Source organism: Spirochaetales bacterium (assembly GCA_016930085.1).
Classification (GTDB): domain Bacteria; phylum Spirochaetota; class Spirochaetia; order SZUA-6; family JAFGRV01; genus JAFGHO01.
This window is the reverse complement of the sequence record JAFGHO010000104.1, coordinates 60,621-73,323: the sequence shown is the minus strand read 5'-3', so window position 1 is coordinate 73,323 and position 12,703 is coordinate 60,621. Positions and strand designations below refer to the sequence as shown.

At 52.5% G+C, this 12,703-nt stretch carries 8 protein-coding genes; 4 read left to right on the top strand and 4 right to left on the bottom strand.

Going from position 1 to position 12,703, the window contains the following annotated elements; all coding sequences use genetic code 11:
- The coding region (locus JW881_17770) for a hypothetical protein (GenBank protein MBN1699373.1) at positions 1-1,408 on the top strand (1,408 nt) is incomplete at its 5' end.
- 38 nt (positions 1,409-1,446) lie between these two features.
- Here JW881_17770 and JW881_17765 read toward each other — a convergent pair.
- Together JW881_17765 and JW881_17760 are read right to left on the bottom strand one after the other, a co-directional pair.
- Positions 1,447-2,286 carry a CPBP family intramembrane metalloprotease gene (locus JW881_17765; GenBank protein MBN1699372.1) on the bottom strand — a complete coding sequence of 280 codons (840 nt, stop codon included), beginning with the start codon at positions 2,284-2,286 and terminating at the stop codon, positions 1,447-1,449.
- The gene (locus JW881_17760; GenBank protein MBN1699371.1) at positions 2,273-2,947 is read right to left on the bottom strand and encodes a class I SAM-dependent methyltransferase; all 675 of its coding nucleotides are present in this window, start codon (positions 2,945-2,947) and stop codon (positions 2,273-2,275) included. The genes JW881_17765 and JW881_17760 overlap by 14 nt, the downstream gene beginning before the upstream one ends.
- A 235-nt stretch (positions 2,948-3,182) precedes the next feature.
- Here JW881_17760 and JW881_17755 point away from each other — a divergent pair, with 235 nt between their 5' ends.
- Entirely contained in the window at positions 3,183-3,710 is a 528-nt protein-coding gene (locus JW881_17755) for an adenylate/guanylate cyclase domain-containing protein (protein MBN1699370.1), read from the top strand.
- A gap of 222 nt (positions 3,711-3,932) precedes the next feature.
- A complete protein-coding gene (locus JW881_17750; GenBank protein ID MBN1699369.1) occupies positions 3,933-4,352 on the top strand; it encodes a zf-TFIIB domain-containing protein in 420 nt (139 codons plus the stop codon).
- A 97-nt stretch (positions 4,353-4,449) separates the two neighbouring features.
- On the opposite strand, the gene JW881_17745 is transcribed toward JW881_17750, so the two are convergent.
- Both JW881_17745 and JW881_17740 read right to left on the bottom strand, forming a co-directional pair.
- Positions 4,450-5,094, bottom strand: coding sequence for a PilZ domain-containing protein (locus tag JW881_17745; GenBank protein MBN1699368.1), 645 nt, complete (start codon positions 5,092-5,094; stop codon positions 4,450-4,452).
- Positions 5,095-5,254: 160 nt separating this feature from the next.
- On the bottom strand, positions 5,255-7,246 hold the full coding sequence (locus tag JW881_17740) for a cellulase family glycosylhydrolase (protein MBN1699367.1): 1,992 nt from the start codon (positions 7,244-7,246) through the stop codon (positions 5,255-5,257).
- 359 nt (positions 7,247-7,605) lie between these two features.
- On the opposite strand from JW881_17740, the gene JW881_17735 reads away from it, so the two are divergent.
- Positions 7,606-12,648, top strand: a complete 5,043-nt coding sequence (locus JW881_17735) for a hypothetical protein (GenBank protein MBN1699366.1) — start codon at positions 7,606-7,608, stop codon at positions 12,646-12,648.
- Positions 12,649-12,703: the final 55 nt, after the last annotated feature.

Below are 12,703 nucleotides of genomic sequence, written 5' to 3'. Positions count from 1 at the left end.
GCAATTGGGCGATGTGAACGGCGACGGCGCGATCAATATCCTCGACGCGTTGAAGATCGCGCAATATTACGTGGGCGCTGACCCGTCCGGATTCGACCCCGATGCGGCGGACGTCGACGCCAATGGCGCGGTAAATATCGTCGACGCCCTTCTCGTCGCCCGGTATTATGTGGGCCTCATAACCTCCTTTCCCGGCGAAACCGGGGAAATGGAAATCGTCGGTTCGTCACTCGAACGCATCACGGACCCCGATCTTCGGGACGGGGAACTGGAAGCGGTCGTCGAGGGAAACAACCTCTTTGCCTTTGACTGTTTCGGCGCGATAAAGGATTCGGAGGACAATGTCTTTTTCTCGCCGGTGAGCATATCCATCGCGTTCGGCATGTGCTACGCGGGGGCGAACGGGAACACGGAAACCCAGATCGCGCAGACCATGCACTTCGATCTCCCGGAAGACCGGCTGCACAACGCCTTCAACGCCCTGGAGGCGGCCCTTACCGAAACAAATCCCGAGCCTGACGAATACACCGGCAAAGATCTCGAACTCCATATCGCCAACAGTACCTGGGGCCAGAGGGATTACACCTTTATGCAGGATTTCCTCGACATTCTCGCCCTCCACTACGGGGCCGCGATGCATACGGTCGATTTTATAGCAAATCCGGAAGCGTGCAGGCTGCTCATCAATGAGTGGGTCGAAGGCGAAACAAAGGGAAAAATCGAAGATCTCCTCCCCGAGGGCTCGATAGACGCGCTGACCCGCCTCGTCCTGACCAATGCGATCTACTTCAAGGCGGCATGGCTCGATCCCTTCGAGCCGGAGGAGACGGCGGACGGCGTCTTCCACAATCTCGACGGAACGGTATCGAGCGTTCCCCTGATGAATCAGTCGACGATAACGTACTTCCATGAAGTCCCGGGCGAATATAAAGCGGTAAAACTCCCGTATGAGGGAACCAAAAAAACATCGATGATCATCATTCTCCCGGAAGAGGGATATTTCGAGGAATTCCAGAACAGCCTCACCTTACAGACATACTCGTCGATCGTCGAATCGATGAGCAGATATATGGTGGATATTTCCATGCCGAAATTCGGCTTTGAATGGGGCGATTCGCTCAAAACCACCCTTCAGGGTCTCGGCATGACGGACGCCTTTAACGACGGCGTGGCGGATTTCTCGGGAATCAACGGCCTTCGCACCCTCGTGATCACGAACGTTTTTCACAAGGCTTTTGTCGCCGTCGACGAAGAAGGAACGGAAGCTGCAGCCGCGACGGCAATCGTTTTCGGGGAGACTTCCGTACCGGGAGGAGCAAAAATCGTCATCGACAGGCCGTTTCTCTTCTTCATCCGGCACGATGATACCGGGTCGATCCTGTTTATGGGGAAGGTCGGCGCCCCGTAAGGACACGTCGGGCGCGTATCGGCGCGCTTCTCTTTTCCTTACATCGGTGAGGGGAGAACAACGATAAAAAAAAGAATGACCGCAATCGCCGCATCCGCGCATATATGCGCGACAAGCGGCGCCAGCATGCCCTTCGATCGATACCGCACATATCCCAGGAAAAGGGACCATAAAAATACCATGACCACGCCGCTTACGCCCCCGGGGAACCCGCGGTAATGCCAGAGGGCAAAAACAATCGCCTGAAAAAGGACGGCCGGAACGATGGAAGCGAATATCCGTGAAAAACCGTCGAACATGACGGCGCGTGCGATAAACTCCTCAAAAAAAGCATTAAAAACAGGAAAAGTGAGGCCGTAGATGATAATGAGGAAGAGCGGCGCCTCCGGGATGAATTTCGAAAATTCCGTCAATGTCTGCCTGAAAATAAGCGCCCAGACGACAAGCCCCGCGACACTTGCAAGCGTAAACAGCACGATCAGTAACCATGTCGTTTTATCCGGCCTGCCCCAGGTCAACCAGTCTATTTCCTTCCGGAATCGCCTGTTGCAGCAGACGATGACAAGATAGACGGCAATCGGCAATAAAAAATCTATCTGGGGTATGTGGATGCCGAAACGTTCCAAGACAGGCAGCGTCAGGAGGCTCGCGGCCGCGTAGACGGTAAAAAAGAGGGTGGGAACGAATATCCGGAAATTGTCAAAATAAAGGAATATGGCAGCCGAAACCGGAATAGTGAGAAAAGCAAGCTTCATACCGGGATTCGGTACCAGCGGGATGACGAAGAGAGATACGGCGAGCACACCGATGAAGAAAAACAGATGCTTTACGGTTGTAAATGGAAAAGCGCCGGTACCCGGCCTGTTATTTTTTCCCATACATCACTCCAAAGTTAAAGTATTTATAAAACACCTCGACATGAGTGAATCCCGCATCCATAAGCCAGCCGATATTTTCATCAACAGTACGCGTTTTATCCAGTTTCATGCGTGCGTAGGCACCGTCCTTTTTCTCCCTGCTCAACGGAGAGGTTTCAATGCATTCACGCCAATGCCTTTGACAGATACGTTCATTCTCCTGCGATGCCGCGGCGAATTGATCCCCATTGATGAAAATACCGCCGTCATTGAGTAACACGTACATCCTTTTATAGAGAGATGCCTTCTCCCGGTCATGAAGGTGATGAATAGAAAGTGCCGAAACGATGATATCAAAGGATCCGGAAAAATCATGGTGTGCGTAATCGGCCCGGATTATCCCTACATTCTTTTTTCGCTTGAACCTCCTGCGCGCCGCTTCGAGCATTTCGCCTGAAATATCGATAAGGGTAAACCGGGCTTTCGGAAATTTCTTTAAAAGAAACCCGGTAAGCAATCCCGTTCCCGCCCCGATGTCGAGGATCGCAGGCCTTTCCTTCCCGGAAGCGGCCAGTTCCACGATAACGGAATAAAAATCGTCAAAACAGGGGATCAATGACCGCCGTTCTTCATCATAATGCGGGGCAATCGAATTAAAGGTTTCGATCAACCGTTTCTTCATTTCTTCACCATAAAAAAAAATCAATCATGGTCAAATCTATACTTTTTTCACCCGGTATACAATATAAGGGCTTAATGAAATATTTTGCACTTGTCTTCGATGTTCTCCCGTGGTATACTTATTCAAGACAGGGATTGCCGAAAAACTGCCGGATATATAAAAGGCCGGCGACACCTCCTTAAACTGTCGGATTAAAAGGCCGTCTGTATAATCGATAATAACAGGGAGAAGGCATATGAAGAATTTCTCAACCATTCCAAGCGGACAAAAAATAAATACGCTCATTTGCACATGTGATGTGACGGGATTCGCCCGTCTGTCACGGGAAAAGGGAATCGAAGCGGTACTCTGCCTGATGAATGATTTTACATCACTCGTAAACGAACGGATTAAAACCTCATCGGGATCAATCATCAAATACATAGGCGATTCGGCACTCATCATTTTCCCGGAAGACGCCGTGGACGAGGGGGTCGCCCTCCTCCTTTCACTGAAAAAAGATATTGAAACCTCATTTTCAAGGCGAAATTTACGTAACAGGATTACTTTTTCCCTTCACTTCGGAGAGGTGATTGTCGCCCGCTTCAAACCCTTCGATACGATCGATATCCTTGGGGACGCGGTGAATACCGCCTTTCTGATCGACAGGGGCGACTACAGGGGACGCTTTGTCATCACCCCCCAGGTGTTCAGAAAATTAAAACCGGAAACTCGCAAGAAGTTTCATAAATACACACCGCCGGTCGTTTACCTGGCGGAATAGCCATGACCGGCAATCCCTGTTTCATATACTGACAATTAATTAAATTGTCAGTATTTCCGATTGTAATGAGTTTGTCAGTTTCTTTTATTATAACGAATTAGACGGAATAGCCAAGTGCAAGAAACTGACAAACTCAAAACAGAGGAGTATAATTCGTTTTGACATGATGCGATTCTTTTATATAATTGAATATGATAACAACAAAATTTCGAGGAGGAAACCATGAAATGTCCAAGCTGTCATAAAATACTGGTAAAGGAAAAACTCAAAAATACCGAAATCGATCGGTGCCCCGCATGTTCGGGTCTCTGGCTGGACCAGGGCGAACTGGACAGGCTGACGGAAAGCGGAAAAAGGAAAATGGAATACAATATCACCGCCTATGATGCCGGGATTCATGGTGACAAATATCCCGAGCGTGATTGTCCCCTTTGCGGAAAAGCGATGAAAAAAGTGGCCCTGCCGCAGGACAAATCGATTATTCTTGATTTTTGCACTTCATGCAGGGGATTCTGGCTGGACAAGGATGAACTGAAAGCGTCGATTTCCCTCCTGAAAAAAAAGAAAGATCCTGCAAACCTCATCTACGATCCCATTATGGTCTATCTCAAAATGCTTTCCGAGGAACCGCACCTTTTCTGATATTTATCCGATATCCCGTGTTCCGTGCGCACGACTCGCATGAGTCAGACAGGCCGTTTCAAAGGGTCGTTTATACTGAAGATGAGATATTGATATATCAACGAAGTTCGTTTGTTTGTTCCACATTATTGAGGTGAAAATATTCGAGTAATGTATTGAGATCGTGCTTGTTCATTTCCCAGAACTTTATTCCGGTCTCGTATATATCACCACTCAGACGTTTGCTCCAGATGACCTTGCCGTAGACACACAACTTTTTATTGTCGTTGACGGTAAAGATCAGAAGAATGATATTATCCTTTCTGAATTGTTCGTGGGTGATTATGCACAGCCCTTCAGAATTATAGTTTTTGACCCCGGTTCTGATGGGAACGGAATAATCCACATAGAGATCGATCTCGATCCTCGGATTATTTCGCCGGTCCGATTCGTCTTTGAGTCTGTCATAGACATATTTCTGTATTTTCTGTCTGTCGACAAGAAGAAGAGAAACAAATTTCACCCCGCACTCGTATGTTTCCTGTTTTATCGTGTGACACCTGATGATTTTTCCGATAATATTGAGCGTCCCGACTTCAGGCAGCAAAACGGCGAGGAACAGGGGTGTTCCGACCGAAAAAGGGAATTTGGACGTCAGACAAAGCCCGCCTTCACTAATATTCTTTGCCTCCGCCTCCACCACGCCATGATAATCGATTAATGTCGTCAGGGGCGCCCTATCATACTTTCTCTTCTCATCCACAATAGAACCCTCTTTTTTAAAAAATTTTGTTATTTCATCCCCTCCATTTATAAAGGTACTGCGCCGCATATTCATCGACCATAAGGGAATTCCCCCTATTTAGCCTCAATGAATTCCTGAGGATATACACGGTTTTAATGGTAAGCATATTACCCCGATATCAGCAGAGTTCGTCTGTCAATCCCACGTAATATTGCGCGACGAGCAATGCGTCGACAATACCGATACTCCCGTCGCAATCCGCGTCGGCATACTCGGTAAAAAAACCGGCCGGATCGAGCCCGACATAATACTGGGCGATTAAAAGCGCGTCGACGATATTGACGACACCGTCCGCATTCACGTCGCCGGTCTCACCGGTTCCCGCGGTCTGTGCGGGAGGGGAGGTCGGCGTGACGGCCGGAGGGGAGGTCGGCGGCGTTGTGGGGGGTGATGTTTGTGACGGAATTCCGTAATAGGCGGACACATTCGTTCCCGTTTCCGTCGAATAAAGGACGATCTCATGGTCGAGTCCGATGTATTTTCCCGAGCCATTCTGCCAGAGTGTCGGCTCTATTATGCCGTATTTGGTTTCATCGACCGTATTCCAGTCGTCTCCCAGTATCCCACCCGTGTCCCCCGAGTTGGGATTGAGGCACCAGAAGGTATGGTGGAGCCCTTCGTCGGCGATGAAATCGGAAAGGTATTGAAGCCACTGCCTGTTGTTTGCGTTGGCAAGCTTTCCCCCCCACTCCCCGATGAGTACCGGCGCCATATTCCGCTCCGCAATATAGAACCAGTTGGGCCCCCAGCATTCTTCATACAACCGCTGTCCGGTGAATCCGTCCACGAACCATGGCTGGAGGTGGATATCCGGTCCGTAATCATGGGGGGAATAGACCAGTTTGTCATTATGCGAACCGAGATTCACAGGATAATCAGCCGCGCCCCGGAGATTACCGCCCCACCAGTTGAAGTAGGAGGTAAATTTGTCGGCCGTCGCGTAGGTATAACCGGGCATCGGGTAACATTCGATCCCTTCGACCAGAATGAGAAGATTCGGGTTTCTCGAAAGTATTGCCGTCCCGATGTCACCGGCCGCCTTTCGCCAGTTATTACCGTCCTGCGAACCGTCCCATTTCGCGGCCGCCGGATCGTTTCCGAACGGCTGGCCGTGTGGTTCATTGAACAGATCCACGGCGACTATCGTATCGTTTACGCTGTACCGTTCCGCGAGCCACTGCCACGCCGACTGCAGATTCGAGACGGAACCCCAGACCGCTTCATTCTGGCCCTTGGCGATCCCGTGCATGTCGAACATGATCTTCATCCCGAGCGATTGGCAGTAATCGATCACAAGATCCAAAAGGGTGAGACTCGAGACCCCGTCAATGTCCCAGTTCACTTTTCCGTCCACATGATTGACGAGTGGATCCTGACCCGAGCGCCACTGATTGACCAATTCCGCGGAGAGGGGAAGCCTCATGATATTGAATCCGCGCGATGTCATGGTCTCGACGGCATATCGCCAGTTTATTTTGTCGAAATTGTAGAACCCGTTCACCGATGTCTCGAACCCGAACCAGTTGATACCGGTAAGCCTCACCGAATTACCGTTCCTGTCGACAATCCTGCTGCCGTCGGTGGAAAGCCAGTCGTCCCCGGCGGGCGGCGGGGGCGCCGGTTCGGGCGGCGAAGGGGGTTCCTCACCCCAGAGGAGGGTGCCGTCACGGTAAAGGGTCACTTTTTCATAATCCTCATATGAAACGATATCGGGATCGAACGAGTAATCGTCCGACTGGTCGAAATAACCGCCCCCGTCCTTTTCGATGCGTATCTGAAATCCTCCGGTCTCTTCTCCCGGTGCGAGGGTCCCGGATGCGAAACTCAACTCGAAATATCCGTCGTGAAACGCCCCGGACGCGTTCTGTGAGGGCGTCCAGTCGAACGTAAGTTTCTGATCCACATACCCTTCTTTTGTATAATAATAGCGGACACGTAATCCCGCGAGTGATACAGCCGTCTCACCACGATTCACAAGGGAGATAAAAGGGCGTATCTTGTAGAAAAATTCGGTGGGTTCGCCGCACATATACCGGACGACGATTTCTTGCGCGCCGGCAAACCGGCATATCGGTATCAACATAAACAGCAGAAAAAAAGCCTTTTTCATTTTTTAATCCCCCTTTTTATCGATACGTTTTTTTTTCACGATTTTTTTCATTTTATCATAAAAAGGAACGGAAAACAATCGTTATTTTATCCCCGGGCCGGAAACGGATTCATTCTTGCATATAAAGTGTAAAAACAATATTTTTTTAAAATAAAATATTTGCATTTTTCCCCTTTTTATGATAAGATACGCCGTTATCTTAATGGCCATATTTAATATGGTAATAGACGAATGCCCGTAAATATCACGGCCGCGGGGCATGGGCATTAAAAAAAACGTCCGTTCGGGTATGTTCGGACGACAAAAAAAAGAAACATCGTGATAATAAAAAAATATTAAAAAACGGAGGTATAAAAAGTATGAAAAAAACGATTTTTTTATGTATTGTCATGCTTATTGTCGCATCGTTATCGTTTGCGGCAGATCTGAAAGTTCAATATCTGTGCGGCGATTTTGGCGCAACGACAGACAACCACATCAAGCCACACCTGAATATCGTCAACACGGGGAGTGCATCCGTCTCCCTCACCGATTGTACCGTTCGATATTACTACACAAAAGAAGGCCTGGCGGATGAAACATTCAATGTCGACTGGGCTCAGATCGGTGGTTCCAATATCATCGGATCTTTCCGTGAAGGGTATCTCGAGATAACCTTCACCCCGGGCGCCGGAACACTCGCTCCGGGAAGCCAGTCTGGACCTATCATGGTTCGTTTCAACAAGGATGACTGGTCGAATTACGACGAAAGCAACGATTATTCCTACAACAAATCCTTCTTTTTTTATACCGATTGGCAAAACATCTCGCTTTTCTTTGACGGGACGCTCGTATGGGGGAAGGAACCCGGCGGTTCATCCCCCTCTGAAGACCCCACCCCGAATCCGGATCCCGAAACACCGGCGCCGGCAATAACGACGCCCGTACCCGTCCCGGAAACTCCGGAAGCGGGGATCTTTGTCGAGGCGGACGGGACCATCGTGATGGAAGCCGAGCATTATACGGAAAAGATTCCCGGCTCCGGATATTTTTCACGTTCGGAATGGAAAGAAAACGCCTCGGTCAGGGGGGCAAGCAACGGGTGGTACATGAGGGCGCTTCCCAATAGGGGCCTCAATGCGAAGGGCTCCAAGAACGCGCCCGCCGTCACGTACGCCGTGTCCGTTGCCACACCGGGAACCTACTCCCTCTGGGCACGCAAAGCGGGGAACTCGGGAAGCGACGATTCCTGTTCTCCAGCCCTCAATGACGGGGGGACCTATGAATGGCATTACGGGATGTCCTTTACGTGGAAATGGGCGCGATGTCCCCGCCAGTTCGATCTGGAAGCGGGCGTTCAGACGCTTAATATCTATATGAGGGAAGACGGGGCGATGATCGACAAAATCATTCTGACCCGGAACGGGAATTTCACGCCTTCGGGAACGGGTCCCGACGAGAGCGCACGCGCCGCCGAGATCACACCCACGCCCGAACCGGCTACTCCGGAAACGACCCCGGTGTGGTCCCCCGCACCCGTCCCGACGGACGCGGTTGATTACGCCGGTAAGGTCTTTGTCGTTCCGTCTTCAATCGACGTTCCGGCGGGCAATGATTTTTCCGTCGAACTTCACCTGAACACGGGAACGCAGAAAATCGCCGCGTACGGTATCGATGTCACCTTCGACGAATCGGTTATCACGCTGAATTCATCGATCGGAAACTTCTACGGTGCTGAAGCGGGCCCGGACGGCTTTATCTCCGCCGCCGCCGCGAGCATACCGGGCCTTATCAGGATGACGGGGTTCGATGTTACGGGCACCGGTCCCGGAACGGACCTGAATTTCCTGAAAATCAACTTCCGGGCACTCAATCCAGGTTTGGCCGTGCTCGAAGTATCGGTCGACCAGCTCGCCGACCCCAGCACAAACACGATCGGGAACCCGGTCGGCAGCAATGGATACGTGACGGTCACGGCGGCCGAACCGACGCCGCTGGTGACCGTAGAGCCCGGGGAGCCGTCACCGACGGGATTCCCGCCCGTGACAAACCCGCCGTCGGTGACGAACGCCCCGGCCGTAACCGACCCGCCGCCGATAACGAATCCGCCGGACGTAACGGATCCACCGGCACCGGGTTCGCTTGACGGCGATGTCTGGGTGGAAGTCCCCGCGTCGTCGTTTTCGGTCGGCGACGAGTTCGACGCGGCCGTTCATGTCAATACCGGAAGCGCCACAGTCGCGGCTTATTCATTCCGGATCAACTACACGCCCGCCGTTATCAGTCTGAACGGCGATTATGAAAGCGCCATCGAGGCGGGACCGGACGGTTTTATCGCGGCGAGCAGCATGTCGCCGGTGGAAGGACTTATCCAGGTCTCCGGTTTCGACACGTCGGGTAAAGGCCCGTCGGACGATCTCCTTTTCCTCATCGTCCATTTTATAGCGGTGGGAACGGGAACGACGCCGGTGTATATCGAAATACTCACCATGGTGGACGTCAACACAATCGACTTCGGAGCGGTCCGGAGCATCGAGGCGAATGTCGTCGTCACCGGCGGGGGTGCCGCGCCAACCCCGTCGCCGACACCCTTTCCCAACCCGGTCACGGGGGACGTTAACGCGGACGGCCTCATTAACATCGTGGACGCGCTTATCATGACGCAACAATTCGTCGGTCTGAACCCGGCCAATTACAACGCCGGCCAGGCCGACGCGAACGGCGACGGGATGCTCAATATCATCGATGCACTCCTCGTCGCCCAATACTATGTCGGATTGATGGCCGAATTACCGCCCGAACCGACGGCGGAGCCTGCTGAAACTCCCGAACCGCTGCCAGGTCTCGGTGACGTATGGTTTGTCCCCGAAAGCATATCCGCCGAAGCCGGCGTACCGTTCGAGATCGAACTGCACCTCAATTCGGGCGAAACGGCGGTAGGGGCATATGACATGGTCATCGCCTACAATTTCGATACGATGACGGTCTATTCGAATATCGGCCAGAATGGCGTCGAAGCCGGCGCGGACGGTTTCGTTACCTCCGTCAACGTGAACAATCCCGGCGTCGTCCTGGCAAACGGGTTCGATGTCTCGGGAACGGGTCCGGGCGAAGACCTCCACCTTATAACCATACACTGGATGCCGATCGCGGAGGGAGAGATGGAGGTGACCGCCTACATCAACATGCTGGTCGCGCCCGACACATCAATGTTCCCGCAGCCTGAACCGGCAACCTGTTCAATCAGTGTCGTACAGGGGACCACCCCGACGGAAATACCGACCGCCACACCCTCTCCGGAACCCACGCCCGTCCCGACGGAAACCCCCGCCCCGACACCGGGCCCGATCGAGGGCGCGGGCGAGGTATGGCTCGAACTTCCGGCAGCAACGGTCGACCAGGGGAGCACCTTTACGACCGTCCTCCATATCAACAGCGGGGACCAGACCGTCGGCGCTTTCGGGTTCGACATCAACTACGATCCCGAACTTATTTCCGTCGTCGAGCTGATTGACGGACCCGACGGCTACGCGACGGCTGTCAATTACGACATGCCGGGGACACTCCGGTTTTCGGGGTTCAATGTCGAGGGATGGGGGCCGGGAACGGACCTCTCGTTTGTTTCCATTGTATGGGACACCCTCTACGGCGGAACATCGCCCCTCGATGTCGAGGTAAGGACGCTCGCCGACCTGTCGACAAACCACGTCGGCGTTCCAATCGGTATCGACACGGAAATCATCATCATCGGGGAACCGCCGCCCGAACCCACCGAAACACCAGTTCCAACGCTGACACCGGTCCCGACGCCCACACCCGAAGTGACGCCGACCCCTCCGCCCACGCCGGGCCCGATTCCCGGTTCGGGTGAAGTCTGGTTCGTTCCATCGGAATTGACGGTGGAACAGGGTGAAACCTTTTTTACCGAAATCCATATTAACAGCGGCGACCAGCGGCTTGCCGCTTACGGTATCGATGTTTTCTACGATTCCCGGCTTCTTTCCGCGGATGCCATTATCGATGAACCGGAAATTTTCGAGACCACGACAAACTACGGTATACCCGGTCAGCTGCGTACCGCGGGATTCGCGAACGAGGGCCTTGACCCGAGTGAAGATATCACCTTCTGCAGGATTCAATGGACCGCCCTGTACGGCGGGATCACGCCGATCGACCTCGATATACGGACCCTGGCCGACAGCAGCGTGAAAATAATCAGCATGCCTCTGGGTATCGACGGGCTTGTTACCATCACGGGCGATCCGCCGCCTGAGGAAACCGATCCGCCGACCCAGCCGCCGACCCCGGAACCGACGGAAACACCCGAGCCGACTGAACCGCCTGTCGTAACCGAATCACCGGTTTCGACTGATATCCCGACATCCGTCCCCACGGCGGTACCGCAACCGACGCCGGTACCCGGCGGGGGGGGTGGGACACACGATGCGGGAGACTTATGGATAGTCCCTGAGACCCAGACTGCCGTTATTGGTACCAATTTCGCCACGGAAATCCATGTGAATACCGGTACAACTCCGCTTCTCGCATTCGGGTTTACTGTACGTTATGATGATTCCATGATCGCGATCGATCCAAATCACGAATCAAGCGGTGTCTTTGCAGGACCGGACGGGTTTGTGTCTGCAATTAATTATAACAATCCGGGATCGCTTGTTATGAGTGGTTTTGATCCCATTGGGACGGGCCCGGGTGAGGATCTCCATATCGTATCAATATACTGGATACCTGTCGATATTGGAGAGACATCTATGACGTTCGACTTAAATGCTTTGGTTGGGCCGGATGCAAATGACATCGAAACAAATATATACAGCATAACATATTCGATTAATATTGTAGAAGGACCTGAACCAACGGTGATACCAAGCCCCTCTCCGGTACCGACCGAAACTCCGGTTCCCACGGAAGAACCGACTCCGGCGCCGACAATGGCACCGACGTCGACACCGGCACCGACAGCGACCCAGCATCCTGATGCATCCGGCATTGTCGGGGGCGTATGGATCGTTCCCTCAAGCCAGAGTGTCACAGTGGGCGATAATTTCACCACCGAAGTCCATATGAACGCCGGTACGCATAGACTGGCCGCATACGGTATCGATCTTTCATACGATTCAGTCATACTCAGTGTCAACGCGAATATCGGAACAAACGGAGTAGAAGCGGGCCCGGACGGCTTCGTGGCCGCAGTCAACAACGGCAATGCTATACTCCGAATCAGCGGGTTTGACACAAACGGCACCGGACCGGGAGAAGACCTCTATGTCCTGAGAGTAAACTGGACCGCCATGGCTGCGGGGACAACCTCAATCACGATTCTTGTCGATCAATTGATCGATGACTCCTACGCCGATTTTGGCAATGAAACAGGTACCGCGGGTACGGTCACCGTCAACAATTAATCGAAGCACGCGAATAAAAAGAGTGATGACAGAGCCATCCGGGAATATCCCGGAT